Source organism: Paenibacillus cremeus (assembly GCF_007786445.1).
GTDB lineage: Bacteria > Bacillota > Bacilli > Paenibacillales > NBRC-103111 > Paenibacillus_G > Paenibacillus_G cremeus.
Genome location: NZ_VNJI01000019.1, coordinates 1 through 22,970, shown reverse-complemented (window position 1 = coordinate 22,970; position 22,970 = coordinate 1). Strand labels below are relative to the sequence as shown.

Annotated in this window: 19 protein-coding genes; 18 read left to right on the top strand and 1 reads right to left on the bottom strand. The window is 49.8% G+C overall.

Annotated features, from left to right (window positions below; translation table 11 throughout):
• The first annotated feature begins 90 nt into the window (after positions 1-90).
• On the top strand, positions 91-1,143 hold the full coding sequence (locus FPZ49_RS16230) for an amidohydrolase family protein (protein ID WP_144848567.1): 1,053 nt from the start codon (positions 91-93) through the stop codon (positions 1,141-1,143).
• 12 nt (positions 1,144-1,155) lie between these two features.
• Entirely contained in the window at positions 1,156-1,557 is a 402-nt protein-coding gene (locus FPZ49_RS16225) for a Rieske (2Fe-2S) protein (protein ID WP_144848564.1), read from the top strand.
• A 43-nt stretch (positions 1,558-1,600) separates the two neighbouring features.
• Here FPZ49_RS16225 and FPZ49_RS16220 read toward each other — a convergent pair whose 3' ends face one another.
• Positions 1,601-2,734 (bottom strand): helix-turn-helix domain-containing protein, encoded by a 1,134-nt coding sequence (locus FPZ49_RS16220; RefSeq protein WP_144848562.1) that lies wholly within the window; start codon positions 2,732-2,734, stop codon positions 1,601-1,603.
• A 166-nt stretch (positions 2,735-2,900) separates the two neighbouring features.
• On the opposite strand from FPZ49_RS16220, the gene FPZ49_RS16215 reads away from it, so the two are divergent.
• The 16 genes from FPZ49_RS16215 to FPZ49_RS16140 all read left to right on the top strand — a co-directional run bounded on the left by FPZ49_RS16215 (position 2,901) and on the right by FPZ49_RS16140 (position 22,794).
• A complete protein-coding gene (locus FPZ49_RS16215) occupies positions 2,901-3,914 on the top strand; it encodes a LacI family DNA-binding transcriptional regulator (protein WP_144848559.1) in 1,014 nt (337 codons plus the stop codon).
• A 206-nt stretch (positions 3,915-4,120) separates the two neighbouring features.
• A complete protein-coding gene (locus FPZ49_RS16210) occupies positions 4,121-5,506 on the top strand; it encodes an ABC transporter substrate-binding protein (RefSeq protein ID WP_144848557.1) in 1,386 nt (461 codons plus the stop codon).
• A gap of 17 nt (positions 5,507-5,523) precedes the next feature.
• Positions 5,524-6,408 (top strand): carbohydrate ABC transporter permease, encoded by an 885-nt coding sequence (locus tag FPZ49_RS16205; RefSeq protein ID WP_144848554.1) that lies wholly within the window; start codon positions 5,524-5,526, stop codon positions 6,406-6,408.
• Between the two features lie 3 nt (positions 6,409-6,411).
• Positions 6,412-7,251 carry a carbohydrate ABC transporter permease gene (locus tag FPZ49_RS16200; RefSeq protein WP_144848551.1) on the top strand — a complete coding sequence of 280 codons (840 nt, stop codon included), beginning with the start codon at positions 6,412-6,414 and terminating at the stop codon, positions 7,249-7,251.
• 48 nt (positions 7,252-7,299) lie between these two features.
• Positions 7,300-8,397: a mandelate racemase/muconate lactonizing enzyme family protein gene (locus tag FPZ49_RS16195; RefSeq protein WP_144848548.1), complete on the top strand. Its 1,098-nt coding sequence runs from the start codon at positions 7,300-7,302 to the stop codon at positions 8,395-8,397.
• Positions 8,398-8,512: 115 nt separating this feature from the next.
• A complete protein-coding gene (locus FPZ49_RS16190; protein ID WP_144848545.1) occupies positions 8,513-9,955 on the top strand; it encodes an aldehyde dehydrogenase family protein in 1,443 nt (480 codons plus the stop codon).
• Positions 9,956-9,970: 15 nt separating this feature from the next.
• Positions 9,971-11,173 (top strand): hydroxyacid-oxoacid transhydrogenase, encoded by a 1,203-nt coding sequence (locus tag FPZ49_RS16185; protein WP_144848542.1) that lies wholly within the window; start codon positions 9,971-9,973, stop codon positions 11,171-11,173.
• Positions 11,174-11,201: 28 nt separating this feature from the next.
• Positions 11,202-12,176: a 2-hydroxyacid dehydrogenase gene (locus FPZ49_RS16180; RefSeq protein ID WP_144848539.1), complete on the top strand. Its 975-nt coding sequence runs from the start codon at positions 11,202-11,204 to the stop codon at positions 12,174-12,176.
• Between the two features lie 113 nt (positions 12,177-12,289).
• The gene (locus FPZ49_RS16175) at positions 12,290-13,006 is read left to right on the top strand and encodes an MBL fold metallo-hydrolase (protein WP_186445862.1); all 717 of its coding nucleotides are present in this window, start codon (positions 12,290-12,292) and stop codon (positions 13,004-13,006) included.
• Between the two features lie 90 nt (positions 13,007-13,096).
• The gene (locus FPZ49_RS16170) at positions 13,097-14,053 is read left to right on the top strand and encodes a D-2-hydroxyacid dehydrogenase family protein (RefSeq protein WP_144848533.1); all 957 of its coding nucleotides are present in this window, start codon (positions 13,097-13,099) and stop codon (positions 14,051-14,053) included.
• A gap of 239 nt (positions 14,054-14,292) precedes the next feature.
• Positions 14,293-16,584, top strand: a complete 2,292-nt coding sequence (locus FPZ49_RS16165; RefSeq protein WP_186445861.1) for a helix-turn-helix domain-containing protein — start codon at positions 14,293-14,295, stop codon at positions 16,582-16,584.
• A 148-nt stretch (positions 16,585-16,732) separates the two neighbouring features.
• On the top strand, positions 16,733-18,268 hold the full coding sequence (locus FPZ49_RS16160) for an extracellular solute-binding protein (protein ID WP_144848528.1): 1,536 nt from the start codon (positions 16,733-16,735) through the stop codon (positions 18,266-18,268).
• Entirely contained in the window at positions 18,249-19,214 is a 966-nt protein-coding gene (locus tag FPZ49_RS16155) for an ABC transporter permease (protein ID WP_391563828.1), read from the top strand. Before FPZ49_RS16160 ends, FPZ49_RS16155 begins: the two co-directional genes overlap by 20 nt.
• A 2-nt stretch (positions 19,215-19,216) precedes the next feature.
• Positions 19,217-20,089, top strand: a complete 873-nt coding sequence (locus FPZ49_RS16150) for a carbohydrate ABC transporter permease (RefSeq protein ID WP_144848522.1) — start codon at positions 19,217-19,219, stop codon at positions 20,087-20,089.
• Between the two features lie 16 nt (positions 20,090-20,105).
• Positions 20,106-21,398, top strand: a complete 1,293-nt coding sequence (locus FPZ49_RS16145) for a sulfatase-like hydrolase/transferase (protein WP_144848521.1) — start codon at positions 20,106-20,108, stop codon at positions 21,396-21,398.
• Positions 21,385-22,794: a sulfatase family protein gene (locus FPZ49_RS16140; protein ID WP_144848518.1), complete on the top strand. Its 1,410-nt coding sequence runs from the start codon at positions 21,385-21,387 to the stop codon at positions 22,792-22,794. Before FPZ49_RS16145 ends, FPZ49_RS16140 begins: the two co-directional genes overlap by 14 nt.
• The last annotated feature ends 176 nt before the right edge of the window (positions 22,795-22,970 follow it).

The following is a 22,970-nucleotide window of genomic DNA, read 5'->3' as shown; positions in this document are numbered from 1 at the left end:
TCGTTTTTTTAGAAATTAATCCGATGTATTGCAAGCCTCTCTTCTATAAGATGGTTCTAGAGCCGTAGTTTGACTATAGGAGAGGATAACATGGCAAGGAAACAAGGGATCATTGATTGTGACGTACACCCGTACCCGACAAGCATTGATGAAATTAAGCACTATTTGGAACAACCTTGGAAGGAACGATATAGCGGCGCCGGCAGAGGAATGTATAATAATCCGGTGAATAACGGGAGGATGGACGCGAGAACGCCAAGCGGTGGCCCATCCGGTAGCGACCCTGCATACTTAAGGCGGCATCACCTTGATGTTTATGGTATCCAGTATGCCATCCTGATGCCGAGAGCCTTTTGCAATTGGCTGCCTGATCCGGACTTTGCCACTGCCATTGCTGCCGCATATAATCAATGGCTTGCAGATAAGTGGCTGGATAATAACAATGAAGACGGGGTGTACAAGGGTTCTATCACGATCGCCCATCAAGATCCGCTCGCCGCTGCGAAAGAGATTGAAAAATGGGCAGGGCACCCTCATTTCGTTCAAGTCATGACGGATTCCGGTTCACGGGTGGCATTTGGACAGCGTCAGTATTATCCCATTTTCGAAGCATGTCAGAAATACGGTCTCCCATTTGCCATCCATCCGGGTACCGACAGTGTAGGAATTAATGACGCACCGACGGTAGGATACCCCACACATTTTATTGAGTGGTTCACGCTGCTGAGCAATTCGTTTGCATCGCATCTTGTCAGCATGCTGACGGAAGGTGTGTTTGAACGCTTCCCTGGCTTGCAAGTGGTGCTGGTCGAAGGTGGCGTATCCTGGTTAGCGCCTCTCATGTGGAGACTGGATGCAAACTATAAGGCATTAAGATATGAGGTTCCGTGGCTAAAAAAGCTGCCGAGTGAATACTTAAGAGATCATGTTCGGGTTACATCTCAACCGTTGGAACGTCCTAATAACGACGCGCACCTGCTCAATATTTTGGATGCCATGGATGCAGAGCATATTTTGATGTTTGCCAGCGATTATCCTCACTTTGACTTTGATTCTCCGAAGTATGCGTTTCCCAAATTACCTGACGCTTTATATCAGCGTATATTTTATCAGAACGCCAAGGAATTTTACCACTTGGAATAGGGGGGGAACCGTATGGGGAGGCACGTCGTAGGAACAGTGACAGAGATGCCTGCTGGCAGCAGAAAAATCGTCATGCTTGAGGGAAGATCCATAGGTGTATTTCATGTGAATCAGCAATTTTATGCTTTAAAAAACACATGTCCGCATCAAAATGCGCCACTATGTTTAGGCAGGGTTACCGGTATGACCCTTCCATCGGAGCCAGGCCAATACTTGTATGGCCGGGAGGGGGAGATTGTACGCTGCCCATGGCATGGCTGGGAATTTGACATTACGAACGGCAAATCGATTTACGATCCGCATAAATGCAATGTAAAAACCTACGAAGTAGTGATCGAGTCCGAGGAAGAATCGGTCAGCGTAGAGACGTATCCGGTCAAAGTGGAGTCAGGCTTGGTCGTCGTATATGTATAAGAGGGGCCCTCGAAGGACAATGGAGCAAATGTCCGCGGGGGCTTCATTTATTCAAGCTCTTACAAATGAGCAGTAACTTATAGATGATCGCATCATTAAATTTCTTAGGGTCCAATTTCATTTGTTCGGCTAACTTATCAAGCCGATACAGTAAGGTGTTGCGGTGCAGGTGAAGCCGGTCTGCAGCTTCTTTCACGCTAAGGTCGGATTCGAGGAACGCTTCGAGCGTTTCTTCCTGCTCCGCGCTTAACTTCATAAGAAACGTATCATAATGATCGGCGAACTTTTGACGAATTTTATTCGGGATACTGTCCATTAGCCGAACGAGACCCCAATCGTTAATATGGGAGATGCCTATGCCCTGCAGCAGCTTTTGATGCAAAGAGATGCATTGAAGGGCTTGAAAATAGGAATCGCGATAACCCTCAACGCCTTCCAGCCTTTCACCAATTCCAATACAAACATGATAATCCGACTTTTCGAATAAAAGCTTCAGCTTATCAGCGAACGCTTTCTCTGAAACTCCAGCATCTCCAAGCAGAGGCAAACAGAGCAGCAGACGGCTGTCACCGCAAAAGGTTGCCAAGCCTTGGCTTGGCAGAATAGAGCTGATGGAGGACATCAATTTGCTTTTTTTCTCTGACAGCTGCTCAGCATCTTTGATCATCGTCAGCTCACGAATGTGGACCAGCAGAATGGATCGTTTTACCGTGCATTTGATTTGAATCGTTTCCGCGAAAGCCTCCAGCTCCGCCGAGTTAAACCTGTTCGGGTTGATTAAATCGAAAAGCCATGCTTCTTCCGCTTTTTTTTGATATTGCTGCTTTTGCTGCATATGGTATTGTTCAAGCGAAAGCTGCAAATTGACGCGAATGACCCGGGCAACCGGAAGCACGATATCCAACTCGCCATGGTATTCAATGCTTAAGGCTCCCACAACCCGATGGTATAGCTCGATAGGCAATATAATGTGGACCGAGTTCGTATGCGCAAGCTGAAGGACCTTCTCGGCACCGGCTTTTTGCGCTTCGAGCGCTTCAGGCAGCACCGTATTGATTTTCTGGGGATCGGTGCTGGCGAGGATGTTTCCATTAGGATCGGTAACATTAATAACGCTTTCAAAAATAGAGCTGAGCTGCTTCAATATAGGTGCGACGAGCTCGGAAGTCAATATCATAATGGCGCCTCCCCGAACGGGTTCATGTTGACATTAACTTAATCTCATTTATAATTGTACCAAAAACGTTTTTGTACTGGTAATTATAAACAGCGTCCTCCTTTTAATCAATACAGAAATTTCAAAATGCTGGATAAATACTACATGGAAGGAAGATATCAAGCTCATGTCCATAAGAGAGATCGCGAAACGTACTGGAGTATCTGTATCAACCGTGTCAAGAGCGCTCAACAATTACGCCGACGTTAATCAGGAAACCAGGCTTAAGATTATGCAGGTAGCAGAAGAGTTGAATTATTTTCCCAATTCTTCCGCCAGGAGCCTGGTGATGAGGAAGACCCATTTGATAGCGCTATTTTGTGGAGACCAAATCAGTTCAAATTTTGATGCATATATTCAAGAAATCAATGCCGTAAGAACCGTTGCTGGAAATGCGGGATACGATCTGTTGATCTTTTCCAATCGAAACAAAGAGCGTGCCACGTATGCCACTTTATGCCGGGAAAGAAGCGTCGACGGAGCGTTCCTTATTCTTAATCGCGAGGAGAAGAAGAAGAAGGATCAAATCGCCGAGCTTGAGCGTTTAGGCGTTCCCTGCGTTACCGTGAACTTCAAATTGGATGGAGAGCGCTGCTCCTACGCCGAATGCGACAATTTTCAAGGCACAAAAGATGCCGTTTTACATTTGATCGGGCTGGGACATCGAAAAATTGGCTTCATCGGGGGAGATACTTACGGCAAGGCTGGAGTCGACCGGGTGAACGGGTACATTTCCGCATTACATGAGACAGGGATTCTGCTGGATTCACAGCTCATGCAGTTTGGCTATTTTACCGAGAATGGGGCGCGTGAAGCCGCAAAAAAAATAATGGACACCGTGCCCGATGTGACCGCTATTTTTGTTGCAAGCGATACGATGGCTTTGACGGTTATTGATATTCTTAGATCGCGCGGGTTACAGGTACCAGAGGATATTTCCATCGTAGGCTTTGGGGATACCAAAGAGGGAAAATACGCTCAACCGCCCCTTACGACGGTAAATCTGATGAAGTATGAACAGGGCAAATTAGCCACGGAATTTTTAATCCGCATGATCGAGGATCCAAAGGAACATCCGGCACCAGTAACGTTTCCATGTCAATTAATCGTAAGGGGATCGACGGACTACGCTAAGAGTTGAGATCCACTGCTGCTGTGCAGGACTCCAAATCTCCAAAAACGTTTTTGTGCAAATGTACAAATTATCGATTCATATAGGAGTAGTTTTCGGTTGATCTTCTGATGAAAAGGGATCGAAGTCTGTGATTAAATAATTCTGAAAGCGATTACTTGAGAGATTTCAGAAGCTTTAACCAGCTCACCTAATCATGGGAGGTCGATCGAAACATGAAAAAGCTTTTAAAATCATCCATTGCTTTAACCTCGCTAGCGCTTACTTTGGCAGCGTGCGGTGCCCCGGCCAATCCGACCGCGACCAATACGCCAGCTCCAGCAGCGAATAGTGAGAAGAAGGATCAGCCGGCGGCAGCGCCTGCAGCGACGGCTGCGGCTACGGCAGCAAAAGATCCTAAGGATATCTCCGGGAGCATCAAATATTCCTTCTGGGGCGATCCCGCGACCAAAGAGCTTCACATCAATGTAGTTAACGCCTTCATGAAAAAGTATCCCAACATTAAGGTAGAGCCTGTACATATTCTTGATGCGGAATATTTAACCAAGATTCAGACCCAGTTCGCCGGTGGAACACAGCCCGATCTGATTAACTTTTCGACGGCCGATTTGATTTCATTTGCGGCCAGTGGAGTACTCGAGCCCGTGACCCAATGGGTAAAGCGGGACTGGGATAAGGAGAACCTGGGCGATAACTTTGATCGAATGATGAAAGCGCTTGAATACAATGGCGAACAATACGCGCTTCCGAGAAATGCCTCCGGGCGAACCATTTTCTACAACAAGGATATGTTTGACGCAGCGGGAGTACCTTACCCTGACAGCTCTTGGACATGGGATAAGTTTGCCGAAGCTGCACAAAAGTTAACCAAAAATGACAACGATCCCAATAAGCGGACTTATGGGTTTGGCTTCCAAGGGGAGGTTTCCACTTCGTATCTAAGCTATATATGGCAGGCGGGTGGAGACTATTTTAGCGCTGATGGCAAGCAGTTTACGCTCGGCTCCAAGGAAAGCAAACAAGGATTACAATACATGCACGATCTGATTTATAAATATAACGCAACGCCTAACCCCAGCACGTATACAAGCACAGCTCCGAAGGACTTGTTTCTGAATCAAAAGGTTGCCATGCATATCGACGCAGGATCCTTTATTGTAAACCTGCAAAATGCGCCTTTCAAATGGGATGTTGCGCTTTTGGCTCAAGGTCCGAAAAGCAGAGAAGGCGCCATTTCCCCAACCGGTCTCGCCATTCCGAAGGCCAGCAAAAATAAGGAAGCGGCATGGGAGCTGGAAAAATTCATTAACGGACCGGAAGGCCAAGCCATTTTGGTCAGCACGGGTTTCTCCGCCCCCGTACGGCAAAGCGTTATGAACGATAAAACGAAATTCTTGTCCCCGGATTTGTTCAAAGTCAACCGCGATATCGCATTGGAAGCTTATGCTAAGAACGGTCGAGTGCTGCCAAAGCATCCGAAATGGACACAGATTGACGCTATCACGAAAAAATATCTTCAGCTCTACCTCTTAGACAAAAATGCCAACTTGGATGACACGATTGCCAAGATCGAGAAGGAAGTGCAGCCATTACTGAAATAACCAAGCTGAGGTGAACCATGTCGAGGAAGTTTTGGTTAAGTGAAACAATGGTGGCCTATTACTTTCTGCTGCCCTGTATAATCGGCTTTTTACTGTTTACCACGATCCCGTTGGTTTCATCTCTTGTCTTATCGTTTTATGACTGGAATATCCTTTCTCCTCCTAAATTTATCGGATTGAGCAACTTCATTAGGCTATTTACAGATGATGATATCTTTATTACCTCATTAAAAAACACCGTGCTCTATGTGATTGCCGTCGTACCGTTTGGGATCGGCCTGGGATTGATTGCAGCCGTAGTGCTCAATCAGCAGCTTAAGGGTGTAGCCTTCTGGAGAGCCGTGTATTTCTTGCCTGTTATTACGTCGACGGTGGCGATTTCGTTAGTTTGGCGCTGGATTTTTAATCCGGATGTGGGACTCATTAACGTCATTTTGCGGGGATTGGCTGTGGCCAATCCTCCCTCATGGATCGGCGGCGTGGAGTGGGCTTTGCCATCCATCATGATTGTTGCGATCTGGAAAACAATCGGCTACAACATGGTCATCTTTTTGGCAGGGCTGCAAAATATTCCAAAAGAGCTTTATGAAGCGGCCTCCATCGACGGCTCTAATCGTTGGAACTCGTTCTGGCACGTAACCGTGCCTTTGCTGAGGCCAACCACATTTTTCATTACCGTGATCGCCATCATCAACTCGTTTCAGGTGTTTGGCTTTGCGCTGATCATGACTGAAGGAGGACCTGGAAACGCGACCAATACGCTCGTACTGTACGTTTATCAACAAGGCTTTAAGTTTTTCAATATGGGCTACGCCTCGGCGATCGCGTGGGTGCTTTTCGTCATCATTCTGATCTTTACCTTGCTGCAATCCTATATTAATCATCGAAGGGAGGCCGCTTAAACCATGAGGACTTCTACCCAGGTCATGACGAGATGGACTCACATGATTTCCTATGTCTTTTTGGCGGCGGGTGCCGGCATCATGGTGCTGCCTTTTCTTTGGATGATTTCTACATCCTTTAAAAATCTCAACGAGTCCATGGAAATCCCGATCCGCTGGATTCCGAACGTTTTTCGCTTTAATAATTACGAGCAGGTGTTTGTTGTTATTCCCTTGGCTCGATTTATTCTAAATACGTTCTTTGTATCGGTAACCACTACCACCGCTGCGCTGATCGTATGTACGATGGCTGCTTATGCCTTTGCGAGATTGAATTTTCTGGGCAAAAACGTATTGTTTTACATGTTTTTAAGCGCCTTGATGATTCCGCAGCAGGTCACGATGATTCCGAATTTCCTCATCATGAAGTACTTGGGCTGGATCAATACGTATAACGCCTTAATTATTCCAAGCATTTTTACCGCCTTCGGTATTTTCATGATGCGGCAGTTTTTTATGACCGTACCGAAGGAGCTGGAGGAAGCGGCGAGAATCGACGGCTGCAGCCGGTTTCGAATTTATTGGAATATCATGCTGCCCTTATCTAAGCCCGCGCTTATCACACTGGCGATCTTTAATTTTTTGCAAGAGTGGAATTCATTCCTTTGGCCGCTCCTAGTGATCGATAATGTGAATTTGCAGCCTATTCAGGTGGGCTTGAGAACCTTTGAAGGAGAGTTCGGCACCCAATGGCATTTGTTGATGGCCGGAGCATTAGTCGCGGAATTGCCGATTATTTTGTTCTATTTATTCTGTCAGCGCTATATTATCGCCGGCATTGCTACATCGGGCATTAAAGGCTGAGACGGATGGCTTACCGTAACTAAAAAAACTATTTGCGAGGTGTTGATTTTGAAAATTACAGGCGTAGAAGCAATCATTTTGAATACGGGAAGCAAGAGAAAGGTGTCCGATGCACTGCATACGTATGATGCGGGAGGCTGTGTTGTCACGAAGGTGTTTACGGATGAAGGCATTACCGGCTACGCTACCACGGGCATCGGGAGAGTCGGCGCCACCTGCGATATCGTCAAGGTGATCTTGGAAAAAGAATTGGCCCCTTTGCTGATCGGTGAGGATCCTTTCTTCTCGCGGAAAATTCGTCAAAAATTATGGGGCTCCGCCGATTATCATGGTGTTGAGGGTGTGGCTCAATTCGCTATCGCTGCTTTGGATACCTGCGTGTGGGATATTGTAGGCAAGGCGTTAGGTAAACCGACGGGACTTGTTGTGGGAGCGCACAGGGACCGGATTCCAGCTTATGCTATGGTTGGATGGTATTACGAAACGGAAAAGGAATATGTTGATCGGTGCGTCGAGGCCGTCGAGGAGGGATTCCGCGCTCTGAAATTAAAGGTCGGCAAATATTCGCTGGAGGACGACATTCGCCGGATTAAGCAGATCCAAAACGAGGTAGGTCCTAATATACGACTTATGGTGGATGCTAATCAAGCGTTTGACGAAGTGGAAGCTCTGACACGCGGAAAAGCTTATGAAGAGCTCGGAATGTATTGGTACGAAGAGCCGATGATTCCACAGCATAAGGAAAGCCAAGCCCGTCTATCCGCTAAGCTAAGCATCCCGCTGGCTATCGGTGAAAATTACTATACTCGGTATGAGTTTTATGATGCGGTTCGGACTGGAGCAGCGTCCATTTATCAGCCGGATAACCGGCGTGCCGGCGGTTTGACGGAATGGCTGGATATCGCCGCCATCACGGAAGCCGCGGGATTAAAGCTTGCCAGCCACGGAGGCGGCCCCGCGAATGTCAATGCACTCTGCGCCATCCCGAATGCGATTTACTTGGAAAGCGGGAGCTTGAAAAATCAAGATAATTCCATGTACGTCACGAAGCTTAAGATGGAGAATGGTGAAATTTTATTGCCGGACACACCGGGCATGGGCACGGAAGTTTCCGAGACGTTTATTGCTAAGTACCGCATATCTTAATATGTCTCGCTGGATACCATTGGTTCATCTTACGGAAACGATTTTTGCTTCTTCCGTTTCCGGTGATGTCGTCAGTGGTGTCTGTCTTTTAATCTAAAAAAGGAGGTTTGTAGCTATGAATTCAACGCAATCGAATACGCCCGTGTATGGCAATTTAATAGGAGGCGAGTGGGTGGCTGGGAAGGAAACGATCCCCGTGGTACATAAATTTAGCGGGGAAACGATGGCTTACGTCGCCAAATCTTCTAAAGAGGATGTCCACTATGCCGTCAGCAACGCCCTGGAAACGTTTAAAACGAAGCAGCTGGCGCCTTATGAACGCTATGAGATTTTAACCCGGGCGGCGGAAATTTTTAAACAGCGGAAAGAAGAGCTGGCATTCATCATTGTGCGAGAAGGCGGGAAGGTGCTTAAGGACGCTCGGGCGGAGATTGATCGGGGGATTCAAACCTTTATCGCTTCTGCTGAAGAAGGCAAACGCTTAGCGGGGAAAGAAGTTCCCATTCAAGGACAGCCCGGCAATGAGGGCAAACTCGCATTTACAATCCGGGTTCCTGTGGGGGTCATTTGCGCCATCACTCCGTTTAATTTTCCTTTCAATTTGGTTGCACACAAAATTGCTCCAGCGATCGCTGCAGGCAATACGGTGGTTTTAAAGCCTGCTGGCGTGACTCCGATCATTGCCCTCACCATGGCTCAAATTTTATTGGAGGCCGGTTTGCCGGGAGGCTTTCTTAATGTTATCAACGGCTCAGGCCGAGAAACTGGGAAGTATCTGCTGGAGGATGAGCGGATTGCGATGTTTACTTTCACAGGGAGTCCTGAAGTAGGCAGGCAAATTAAAAGTCAAACGGGAATCCGAAAGGTTACGCTGGAATTGGGCAATAACTCTCCGAATATAGTTCACAAGGATGCTCCGGACCTCATGAAGGCGGCTCAGCTCTGTGTGACCAAGGGGGTTTCCAATGCCGGTCAAGCCTGCATTTCCGTGCAGCGAGTGTATGTTCATCGTGACATATATGATGAATTTGTAGAAAAGGCCGTCCAAGCTGCTAACAGCCTGAAGGTTGGAAATCCGGAGCAGGAAGACACCGACGTGGGCCCGATGATTTCGGAGTCCGAGGCCATTCGGGCAGAGACGTGGATTCATGAAGCAGTGCAACAAGGTGCGAAGGTCCTATGTGGAGGAGTCCGAGAGGGAGCCGTTCTGCATCCGACCTTATTGATCGGTGCTACGGAAGAGATGAAGGTCGTCTGCCAGGAGGTGTTTGCACCTGTAGTTAGCTTGATCCAATATGACGATATTGATCAAGCACTCGAAGCGGCTAACCGGTCCCAATTTGGCTTGCAGGCGGGGTTATTTACTTCTAACTTGCAGTTAGCGTTCAAGGCGGCCAGAGTGCTGGAGTTCGGCGGCGTGATTATAAACGATGTATCCACATACCGTGCGGACATCATGCCCTATGGCGGGATTAAGGACAGCGGGTTTGGTAAAGAAGGGCCAAGTTATGCCGTGCAAGAAATGACGGAAGAGCGAATCGTAGTGATCAATCTATAAAGTGAGGCTCCGTATATGAGACAATCCTGGGAGTTTTTTTCGACAGAGAGGGTCGTTTTTGGACCTGGCGCGATTCACAAGTTGAATAGCATCCTTAAGCGATTCAATGCCAAAAACGTATTGCTTATTACAGATCAAGGGATTGTGAAGTCAGGGATATTAGATCGGGTGCTTCATGTCCTGAACGAAAGTGATTATCAAGTCATCGTCTACGACCAGGCTGTTCCAGAGCCGCCAGTTACAAGTGCGCTCGAGTGCTATGAGTTTGCCAAAAGACAACCCAGCACGGACGCGATTATCGGTTTAGGCGGGGGGAGCAGTATCGATCTAGCCAAAATTGTTGCCTTGCTAACGGCTCATGGAGGGCATCCGAAGGATTATTTCGGCGAAAATGCGATCCCATGTCCGATTGCGCCGTTAATTGCCATCCCGACAACGGCGGGTACCGGATCTGAAGTCACCTCCATTGCGGTGGTAACGGATACCGATACGAATATGAAGGTGGGGATTTCCAACAATTATTTGCGTCCTGCGGTCGCGCTTTTGGACCCGGAGCTTACGTTGAAATTACCTCCCTATGTTACAGCCTGCTCCGGAATTGATGCTCTGGCACACGCCATTGAAGCGTATACCGCGAAAAATTATAAATATATTGAAGCCGAGGGTGAGATTCTTTTTCAGGGCGCCAATCCGGTCAGTGATGCGCTCGCCCTGCAGGCGATAGAGCTCATTCACCAAAATTTGACGATTGCGGTTCATCAAGGCAGCAACCTGGAGGCCAGGTCCAATATGATGCTAGGCAGCTTATTGGCTGGAATGGCGTTCTCCAATGCGGGTACGGCAGCGGCTCACGCACTGGCTTATCCGATTGGCGGATTGGTGAAATCACCGCATGGAGAAGTAACGGGACTGCTGCTTCCGTATGTGATGCAATATAATGCTTCTGTGGAAGCTGGTAAAATGAGCAAAATCGCGAAAGCGTTTCAAGTAAATACAGCCGGATTAAGCGATGCAGAAGCAGCTCAAAGCGCTGTTAATGAAGTATTCAAGCTTTTGGAACAAACCGGCTTGCCCACCAAGCTGTCAGCCATTGGCATTACGAAGGAGCACATTCCTGAAATCGCTGAAAAGGCATTGACGATCGAGAGAATTATCCGCAACAATCCGCGTGTTCCCAAATTGAATAGCTTTATGGAAATGCTTTACCAGGCATTGTAAGTCTATTCTTCGGTTAGGGTGACAACAAATGAAGGTTTTGATAACCCGTAAAATACCTCAGAGCATCGTGAAGCTATTCGAAGACAGCCAGCTCGAGATTCACATGTGGGAACATGAAGATGAGCCCATGCCTCATGAGCTGTTATTGAAGGAAAGTAGGCAGGCGGACGCTATTTTTACCAATGTCTCAGACCGGATTGACCGGGAGCTGATCCAGCATGCAGAGCGGCTAAAAGTCATTAGTACGATGGCGGTCGGGTTTAACAACATTGATATTGCCGAGGCTACCCGGAGAGGGATACCAGTGGGTCACACCCCGGATGTACTGACGGAGGCCGTGGCGGACTTAACCTTTTCTCTACTGCTGTCGTCTGCACGAAGAGTGGTTGAAGGTATGAATTACATTAAAGCAGGGCAATGGAAAAGCTGGGGACCCATGCTTCTCACCGGCCAAAAAGTCCAAGGTGCCACACTCGGCATTATCGGTATGGGCCGGATCGGCGAGGGCGTTGCGAGAAGAGCACTGGGCTTTGACATGAACCTGTTGTATTTTAACCGTAATCGCAAGGTCCATGCCGAGCAGAGGCTGGGGGCCAAGTACAAAGACCTGGATAGCTTGCTCAAGCAATCGGATTTTATCGTTATGCTTGCTCCCTCCACACCGGAAACCTACAAAATGATTGGGGCCAGAGAGTTTAGTTTAATGAAGTCAAATGCTGTCTTTATAAATACTTCACGAGGTGCGAATGTGGATGAGCAAGCGCTTTATTCCGCATTAAAGGATGGGAAAATATGGGCTGCAGGCTTGGACGTATTCGAAAAAGAGCCCATTTCTCCAGATCACCCCTTATTACAGCTTGACAACGTGATTGCTTTACCGCATATCGGCAGCGCCAATGTGGAAACCAGAATGAAAATGGCTGAGATCGCCGCAGTTCATATCTTAGATGGCTTGCTTGGGAAAAGGCTGACGCATTGTGTAAATCCGGAGGTTAACGTCTGATCGGAGCCGTGTAAATCACGGCTTTTTTGTTTTGCAGACAAAGGACTGTGGTAAAATGGGGCTAGGAAAGTGAAACCGAGATGATGAAGCTGCTGAGGAGTGATTACTTAACCATGCAAATCATTAAAGACATTTATCTTCTAACAGGTCAAGCTTACGGCGTATCTTCCAACGCTTATGCGGTTAAGGGAGAGGATGCCATAGTGCTGATCGACTGTGGGACGGGCAGCGAGGATCTGGGGCTGATCGAGCGCAATCTGGCGGTGTGGGGGCTGGACCAATATCCGGTCAGCCATCTGCTGCTGACACATTCGCATTTTGACCACAGCGGCAATGCCCATGTGTTCAGCAAACGAGGCGTTCAGCTCGTGGCCGGGTGCGGGGATGCGGAAGGTGTGGAGACCGGGGACGAGCGCGTGTTGTATTACTCCTACCAGCAGGATTTTGTGCCGTGCCCGGTGGATCAGAAAGTGAAAGACGGAGAGATGTTGGAGATAGCCGGGCTCCGGTTTGAGGTGCTGCACACTCCTGGTCACTCTCGAGGCTCCGTTGTGTACCGGCTGCAGCTGCGGGATCAAGTGATCATGTTCACCGGAGATACGGTGATGCCTGGTCCGAACGGGCAGCCGAAGCTCGGGGTCACAGTGGCAGAGGATTTTAACGCCGAAGATTACCTGCAATCGCTCAAGCGCTTATCCCGCATGGAGGCCGATGCCGTGCTGGGCGGACATTTTCAGCCGTGCTTGAAAAATGCCACGTTCCTGCTAAGGCGCGGATACCGTACGGGGTTGATTCAGCTGCGTTCGCCGTCGATTCCGACGCTTCAGTAGTTATTTTTACATAGCGATTGGGCGAGGGTATACTAGAATTGATGTGAAAGTGGTACGAGCAAAGGTTTACTACAAAGGAGGCAAAATAGAATGAAGCTGCGCTGTGCGATTTTGGACGATTATCAGCAAGTGGCGTTGACGTCAGCGGATTGGTCGCCGATTTTGGATCAGGTGGAGGTTAAGAGCATCCATCGGCATATCGATCAACAGGAAGAGCTGATCGAAGAGATTGGGAACTGCGAAATTGTCGTCATTATGCGCGAACGAACGCCGTTCCGGGCCGACCTTCTGGCCAAGCTTCCGAACCTGAAGTTACTGGTTACGACAGGCATGCGCAATGCATCGATCGATCTGGCTGCGGCCAAAGCGCAAGGCATTACGGTCTGCGGCACGGGAGGCGCTGGAAACTCGACTGCTGAGCTCACATGGGCTTTGATTTTGGGGGTTGCGCGCAGCATTGTGCAGGAGCATAACGCGATTCGCAGCGGTCAGTGGCAAAGCACGATTGGAACGGATTTGTACGGCAAGACGCTAGGCGTGCTTGGACTCGGCAAGCTGGGCACCAAGATCGCCAAATTTGGCCAAGCGTTCGGCATGGATGTGGTGGCGTGGAGCCAAAATTTAACCCAAGAGCGGGCCGATGAGGCTGGCGTGAGATTAGCCGCTTCGAAGGAAGAGCTGCTGGAGAGCAGCGACTTTGTCTCGATACATCTGGTCTTAAGCGACCGGACCCGAGGGCTGATCGGAGCCGAAGACCTGAAGCGGATGCGTCCCACGGCATATTTGATCAATACGTCCAGAGCGCCGATTGTAGATCAAGCTGCTCTTGCCGAGGCGTTACAGGAGGGCTGGATCGCCGGTGCTGCCGTCGATGTGTTCGATGTGGAGCCGCTGCCGCAGGACCATATGTACCGATCGCTTCCGAATCTGCTGACTACGCCGCACCTTGGGTATGTATCGAGGGCAAATTATGATGCTTTTTACAAGGATGCGGTGGAGGATATTGAGGCCTATTTAGCCGGATCGCCGGTTCGTACGTTTTTTTAATTAACATATACTCACTAAAGGCTGCCTATCATCAATCAAGGATGGCAGCTTTTTCTATTTTATATTTTGCCGAAAAGGTTATATCGGAACCTAACCTGTGAAAAGTCGCATCCAGCTGCGGCTTTTTTCTTTTCCATCCGTGAAGCATATATTCCAATCCGAACAAGCATATAGTATTAATTTTACTAGCAAAAGCACTAGATAACATGCCGGAATCCGCTGATGGGGTGGGGGCTGAAATGCGCTTTCCGAAATTTTTGTTCAAGCTGATCGTCTTCAGTTTATTTCTCAGCATTTTCCCTGTGCTCACCCTGGGGCTATTCTCGTATATCAAGCTGACGTCCTCGGTGCAAGAAACGATTTACAAGGCGAATGAACAAATTTTGCTGCAAAATCAAATGCGGGTCGAACAAATGTTAAAAACGATCGAGCGCTCCGTCGTACAGTTTAGCAGCTCCCCACTCGTGGGTGACAGCCTGGGGCAAGCACTCACGTTCCGCCAGTTTGACGTGGTGAATCAGCTGTCCAAGGAATTGAAAAGGCTGCAGACGATCGATTTGCCGATATCCGATATTTCCTTAGTGAATTTCGAGAAGGGCTGGCTGATCAATAACAATGGCTTGAGAAGCTTGGAGCCGCAGGAAAGCCAAAGCTTTCGAGAGATCAAACAAAATACCTCATGGTCGCTGGATCCGGACGAGCTGAACTCGAATCCTTCTTCCGGCGGCGTACGGTTTCTCAAGAAAACCCCGACGGATTTTGCCGAGCATTACGAATTTATCATTGTGAGAATCCCGTTCAGCGACCTGAGCAGATTGATCAAGACCGACAAGTTGCTTGGGGACTATCTGATTCTGGATCAGCGTAACCGGGTTTTGCTGGATAATCGAAATGCCGCGCTGGGAGCTGATTTATCGGGCACACCATTGTCCACGCAATTGGCCGAGCTGCCCGGTGACTCCGGGTATTTGACAATGCACACGAAGTCCGGGGATGAAGCGGTGCTTGTCCGCAAGTCGGATTACAACGGCTGGACGTATGTGTCCAAAACGCCGGTCGCCACCATCCTGAGCGGCTCCAAAGAGATCGGCTGGATCACGCTGTGGACGTGTGTCGGTATTTTTATGGTAACGCTGCTGATCTCGATCTTCATCTCCCGCCGGATGTACACCCCGATTCTTCAGCTGTATCAATCGGCCGTGCATTCCAACAAGGAGCTCAAACCGGGGCATTGGAAGGATGAGTTTCAAATTCTTTCGAGCCGCTTCAGCTCGCTGCTGGATGGCCAAACCGAGCTGCTCCGCCGCAGCGAAAGGCAGCTGCCCCAGCTGAAGGATTTGTTCGTGCTTCAGCTGTATGAAGGAAAAGTCAGAGCAGAGGAAATCCAGCCTACCTCGGTCATGTACGGGTTTGCCGGGCCGTGGAAGCATATGTGTGTGATGGCGGTGGACATCGACGAATTGAAAGAGACGCGGTATACGCAGCGGGACGTGGACTTGCTTTTGTTCGCGATTCATAACATCGCCTACGAAGTCATTCCCCACAGCAAGCTGTATCATGCGATGGTCGTTCACAAATCCGTGGTGCTGCTGCTTGGAGGGGACCACCCGGCGAAGGAGCATTTCACCGAGGAGATCTACGTGTTTGCTTCCCTGCTGCAAAGTCAAGTGGAACAGTTTCTCGGCTTGAAGGTCAGCATAGGGCTCAGTCGGGTATTTCCGGAACTATCCGGTGCTTCGACTGCTTTTGATGAAAGCATGGAAGCTTTACAGTACAAGTTTCGAGCGGGCACCGGCACGATCCTTTGGATTGAAGAAGTACGACCGGAGCGGCACAGTCACTTGTTCATACCGGATCAAGCCGTGAAGAGCCTGATGGATGCGCTCAAGCTGGCGGATGAAAAGGCAGCAACCCAAGCGCTTCTGGACTGCTTGCAAAGCTTGGCGGAGCACAATATCTCTTATAAGCAATATCAAGTTTTGCTCGCAGGATTGTTGAATGATTTGATCAAGGAGGTCCTGAAAACAGGGGAGAGCTTTCCTGCACTGCAGGATGAAAAAGCGTCGGTGTTTGATCAATTTTTTGAACTGAAGACGAGACAGGATACCGAACAATGGTTTCTTCACGCCATCCTCCGGCCGATGGTACGTATCATGTCCAGACGCCGCGACCTGCAAAATAAAAAAATATCCGAGCACATGATCGACATCGTTCAGCTCGATTATGATAAAGACCTCACGCTGGAATCATGCGCCGCCCGGCTCAATTACCACCCAAATTACATCAAACGCGTATTCCGTCACGATACAGGCATCAATTTTAGCGACTATTTACTGCAGTACCGGATCCAGAAGGCTAAGGAATGGCTGCTCGAGACCGATATGACAATCACTGAGATTGCCGACCGATTGAAGTACAGCAACCTGCAAAATTTCAGCCGCTCCTTTCGACGGGTGGTGGGGAGCTCTCCCAGTGAATTCAAGGATCGTTATGAAGCGGATCGGCCGCCCGATCATTTCAAGGTTCCCTAAGGATATCCCTCTAGTTCCCTAAGGATTGACGGCGCTCGAGGGCGTAAATAGTTCCCCTTGGAGTATAGACGGATAACGTTCTGCGGCGATACGCTGACCCTAAGGGGGCTTCCTCCGAACCATAGATTTTTCAGGGAGGGTTACAAAAATGAAAATGAAACCCATCACCAGCTCGCGAGCCGTCGGGCTGCCGCTAGTGTTTCTGCTCGGCTTCTCGGGAGCTTTAGCCGGCTGCAGCTCGTCAAGTGCACCCGCCGCAGGGACTCAGCAGCAGGCTCAGACCAAGCAAGAGGATACCGGTCCCACCGAAATCAGCTTTCTCTTGAAATACTACAGCGCACAGCCTCCTACTGCCGACGAGGCCTTTGGGATCATTGAGAAGCACACGAACACCAAGCTGAAAATCAACTGGGCACCCAACCCGTCCTATGAGGAAAAAGTGAATACAACTCTCGCTTCCGGCAATCTCCCTAATGTTATTCTCGTCCCGCGAAGAGGAACCACCAAGCTGGACAATATCGTTGACGCTGTGCGCTCCGGCGCGTTCTGGGAGGTGGGACCTTATCTGAAGGACTATCCGAACCTTAGCAAAACGATTGGGAAGGATGCGCTCTACAACGTAGCCTTTGAAGGGAAGGCGTACAGCATTCCGTCGCTCCGAAGCAATAATGAGTCGACGATTATTATCCGCAAGGATTGGCTGGACAATCTGGGCATGAAAATCCCGCAAACGCTGGACGAATACTACGAGACGATCAAGGCCTTCAAGAATAACGACCCGGACAAAAACGGCAAAAACGATACGGTTGGGCTGGTGGAAACGAGCGACGGCAGTGCGTTTGGCCGGGTTGCGGTTTGGATGGGAGCGCCGAACAGCTGGGGAGTGGTAGACGGCAAGTTTACCCCGGCCTTCATGACGAAGCCTTACTTCGATGCGATGAATTTTATGAAAAAGCTGTACAGCGAGAAGCTGATCAATGAGGACTTTGCCGTCGTCACACAGAATCAATTGATTGATTACATCAATAAAGGGAAGGGCGGCTTATTCGCAGGGGCCTTCGCTCAGCTGACGAACGGGCAGTTCAATCCGCTGGCTGATGCCGATCCGAAAGCCAAATTAACGCTGTTCGACCGGATGAAAGGTCCGACTGGGGAATACAGAACCTCGGCTGGCGCTGGCTTTAACGGAGAATTCATGATTCCGAAGAGCAGCGTCAAGACGGAAGCGCAATTAAAAAAGATTCTGGCCTTCTTCGATAAATTGGCCGACGACGACATGAAGAAGCTAGTCGCTTTGGGCATCGAGGGCAAGCATTACAAGGTCGAAAACGGCAAGAATACCCTGCTGGACGCCAAGGCGTTTACGAATGATGTCGTACCGCTTCGCTGGATTATGGTGGCGGACGGAATCACCGACCGGGTGTCTGCCGGACTCAACTCTTTTGACGCGGAGATCGCCAGTGTCGTGACCGATAAAGAGTTGAAAATCATCAACGACCTCTCCACCCCCTTCACGTCCAAAACGGTAGTGGATCCCAAAATTATCGACGACGCGAGAACGAAATACATCATGGGGCAGCTGGATGAGAAAGGCTGGAACGATGCGATTCAAAAGTGGCGCAGCAGCAACGGCGACAAATTGATTAAGGAGTATGAGGAACAGTATGCCAAAATCGGCAAGTAATTCGTCCATCCAGTCCCATGCTGCGTATCGCTTGCCCAAACGAGGCTCTTTATTCAGTTACGTGCTCAAAAATAAATGGTCCTATCTCATGCTGCTGCCGGGTGTGTTGTATTTTATCCTGTTCAAATATATCCCGATGTGGGGTGTACTAATCGCGTTTCAAAACTACCAGCCATTCCTCGGGTTCTTACACAGTCAGTGGGCCGGGGTAGAGCATTTTCGCGAGTTTTTCTCCGACAGCGCGTTCTGGCAGCTGTTCCGTAATACGGCGATTCTGGCGGTCTATAACATAGCCTTTTATTTCCCGCTGCCGATCCTTGTCGCACTAATGCTTAACGAAGTGAGAATCGCAGTGTTTAAACGGTTCGTACAAACGATGATCTACATCCCTCACTTCGTATCCTGGGTGGTCGTCATCGGTATGGCCTATGTATTTTTTACGACGGAGGGCGGAGTCATCAACGAGCTGATCGCCAAGTTCGGCGGGCAAAAGGTGAATTTTCTCGTCAGCGCGGACTGGTTTCGTACGATGATCATGTCGGAGGTGATCTGGAAGGATACCGGCTGGGGCACGATTATTTTCCTGGCGGCGCTGGCCGGCGTCGACCCACAGCTCTACGAAGCCGCGCGAATGGATGGGGCAGGGCGCCTGCGTCAAATATGGCACATTACGCTTCCGGCGATCCGTAGTACGATCGTGATTTTGCTGGTGCTGCGGCTCGGCCATTTTCTCGACAACGGGTTTGAGCAAATCTTCTTGAGCCTCAACAGCATGACCCGGGAAGTAGGGGAAGTGTTCGAGACGTATGTGTATCGGATGGGTGTGCAGCAAGGGCGCTTCAGCTTCAGTACGGCGGTGGGGCTGTTCAAATCGGTGATCGGGCTGATCTTGGTCGTTGGCGCCAATTATTGTGCGAAGAAGCTTGGGGAAGAAGGGGTGTACTAGAGATGCCTTCCGATAAAACCTATGCATCCCAGCTGCTGGATCTAGTCATCTATGTAGTCTTAACCGTGATGGCTATCGTTACGCTGGTGCCTTTTCTGTATATTTTGCTGAACTCCTTCGCATCCGCCGAGCAGGCGCTTAGCAAGACGTTCATTCTCATCTCTACCCAATATTCGCTTGCGGCTTATAAGTTTATTTTCTCGTCGTCCACGACCTTACGGAGCTTGGGGGTCAGTGTGTATATCACTGTCATCGGCACCCTGGTAAATCTCGTCTTCACCTCCTTGATGGCGTATCCGCTGGCGCGGAAGGATCTAAAGGGCAGGCGCGTGGTGCTCATGCTGGTATTGTTTACCATCCTGTTCAACGGCGGGATCATTCCCTTGTTCCTCGTCGTGAAGACCATGGGCCTGCTGGATTCCTTGTGGTCGCTCATTATCCCGTTTGCTGTGAGCCCTTTTTATTTAATCATCTTAAAAAATTTCTTCCAGCAGCTGCCGGACGGGATCGAAGAATCCGCCAAAATGGATGGCTGCAACGAGCTTCAGACGTTGATTCGCATCGTCCTGCCGTTGTCTGCTCCGGCGCTGGCCAGCTTCGCTTTGTTTTACGCGGTGTATCATTGGAATTCGTTCTTCAACGCCATAATGTTTATCAATGATTCGAAAAAGTGGCCGATTCAGGTGCTGCTGCGGCAGATCGTCATTTTATCCTCCGGGGCGTTCGATCAAGCAGGCAGCAGTGAGGCCATCCCTCCGTCGGATACGATTAAAAATGCGATCATCATCGTATCGACCGTACCGATCTTACTGATTTATCCGTTCTTGCAAAAGCATTTTGCCCAAGGCCTACTGCTGGGCTCCGTTAAAGGATGAAGAAGGAGTGTTGGATGTGACACCGAGTTCGAAGCTGAGGAAGCAGCCGAATGTCATTATCATTCTGGCCGACGATATGGGCTATGGAGACCCGAGCTGCTACAACGGATGGATCGATACTCCGAATATTGACCGGCTCGCTGCCGAAGGGATGGCCTTCACGGATTTTCATTCGAGCGGCGCTGTATGCAGTCCGACCCGAGCCGGTCTCTTGACCGGTCGCTACCAGCAAAGAGCCGGCATTGACGGCGTCATTACCGCGGCGAAGCATCGCCATCTTGGATTGAAGCCGCAGGAGATCACGGTCAGCAAGCTATTGCAGGGCAGCGGCTATGCAACGGCCGTTTTCGGCAAATGGCATTTGGGCTACGAGAAGCAATTTAACCCGATTTATCATGGCTTTGATCAGTTTAGAGGCTACGTGGCTGGGAATGTGGACTACATTTCGCATATCGATCAAACCGGAGTCAGCGATTGGTGGGATCAAGACCAGTTAGTCGATGAGCCCGGGTATGTTACACATTTGGTTACGCAGCATTCGATTGAGTTCATTCGCGAGAATAATGACCGACCCTTCTTGCTCTATGTCGCTCACGAGGCTCCACACTATCCGTACCAAGGGCCTAATGACAAGGCGGACCGAGTGGTCGGTGGCACCTTCCCCGCCAAGGGGAGCCGTGAAGATCAGAAGGAAGCGTACCGCGAAATGGTGCAGGAGATGGACAAAGGCATCGGTGAGATCCTTGATGTGTTACAGCAGATGGACTTGGATCGCGACACCTTGATCGTATTCTTCTCCGATAACGGCGGTGTGCCGCTCGGCTCCAACGGACCTTTGCGAGGCTACAAAAACGATCTATGGGAGGGCGGTCACCGCGTACCGGCCATTGTCAGGTGGCCCGGACGTATTAAGCCAGGGACAACGTGCAGTGAATCAGTTATCTCCATCGACATTATGCCGACTATGCTGGACATCTGCGGTGCAGCTGTGCCTGAAGGACATAGGCTCGACGGAGTTAGCCTCGCGTCATGCCTCCTGGATCAGACTCCACCACGTGCGAGGACATTGTTCTGGAAAAATGGCGATCAGCACGCCGTACGCAGCGGGCAGTGGAAGCTGCTGGTAGGTGCGAAGGGGATGGAAGGAGACGCGAGTCTGGGTTTGTTTGACCTATCCAGCGATCTGAGCGAACAAAACAACGTGGCAGAGCAATTTCCTGAAGTGGTCGCTGAGCTTCAGCGGCAGCTAGACGAGTGGATACGCGATATCCATGGCGAAGAAGGAGGGGTAAAGCGTGAGCAGCAGTAATCGACCGAACATTGTAATTATTTTGGCTGACGATTTGGGATACGGGGATGTGAAATGCTGTAATCCGAATTCCAAGATTGAAACGCCCCATATGGATAACCTGGCGTACGAAGGGATGCTGTTCACGGATGCGCATACCAGCTCAGCCGTTTGTACGCCCTCTAGATATGCGCTGCTCACGGGACGGTACTGCTGGAGAACCCCGATGAAAGCAGGGGTTTTGTTCGGCTATGACCCGGATCTGATTGAACCGGATCGACTGACGCTGCCCAAGCTGCTGAAGCAAGCCGGTTATTACACGGGCTGTATCGGCAAATGGCACCTGGGCATGGGACTTCCTACGACAGATGGCGTCGTGGCCAATCAGAATGAAGGCGATACGATCGACTGGCAGGCGGACATTCAAGGCGGTCCGATCGGGGCGGGCTTCGATTACTATTTTGGCATCAGTGCATCGCTGGATATGCCGCCTTATGTGTACATTCGGAATCGCCGATTCACAGACGTTCCACTGCACAAGCGGGAGCGGGACCGTCGGCCATATTTCCGCAACCGGGACGGATGGATCGCTCCGGGCTTTGAAGACGAGCAGGTACTGCCTGATCTCACCAATGAAGCGGTGCACTTTATCGAAGAGCGAAGCGGCACAGAACAGCCCTTTTTGCTGTATTTCCCAGTGAACTCCCCGCACACCCCGGTTGTACCGACCGATGAATTTAAGAACAGCAGCGGAGCAGGCGAGTACGGTGATTTTGTCCGACAAACGGATGCAGTGGTAGGAATCATTAAAGAAACCCTTGAGCGCTGCGGCGTTGCGGACAATACGCTGTTTATTGTCACGAGCGACAATGGCGCGGAGAATATCACGCTGCATCTGCGCGAGGATTACGGACACCATCCATCCGGGCACCTGAAAGGGATGAAGCGCGATTTATGGGACGGCGGACATCGTGTTCCGTTTATTGCTTGGTGGAAGGGCCGGATTCCCGAGAGCTCGACCTGCAGCAAACCGATCTGCCTGACGGACATCATCGCCACCTGCGCGGACATCACAGGGACCGGGCTGCCCACGAATGCAGGAGAAGACAGCTTCAGCTTCCTTAGCTGTTTGACCGATCCAACTGCCCCATTGGAGGCTCGGGAGGCCATTGTTCATCATTCCTTTAATGGCACGCTGGCAATCCGAAGCGGCAAATGGAAATATATCGATTGCAGAGGCTCGGGCGGCAACAGCTATGATTTTGCGGCCTGGCAGCCTTCGGATGACTATCCCGGCCAGCTGTACGATATGGAAGCGGATGTAAGCGAGCAGCACAATTTGTTCGGTGAGCATCCTGACATTGTGAGCGAATTGAGAGCGCTTTTAGAAAATATAAAAGCAGGTAAGTCGGGATAACGTGCCATGTTTTTTTCTCCTCGGGAGGAGGTTGACGAATCAGGTCCGCATATTAGGGACTGTTGACAAACGTATCAATTTAATAGGTTTTTTGGAGGGCCGTGTAGAATTTATCTCTATACGGTCTTTTTTACTTTGGAGGGTAATCCTATGATGGGTGTAGATGGAGCCAAACA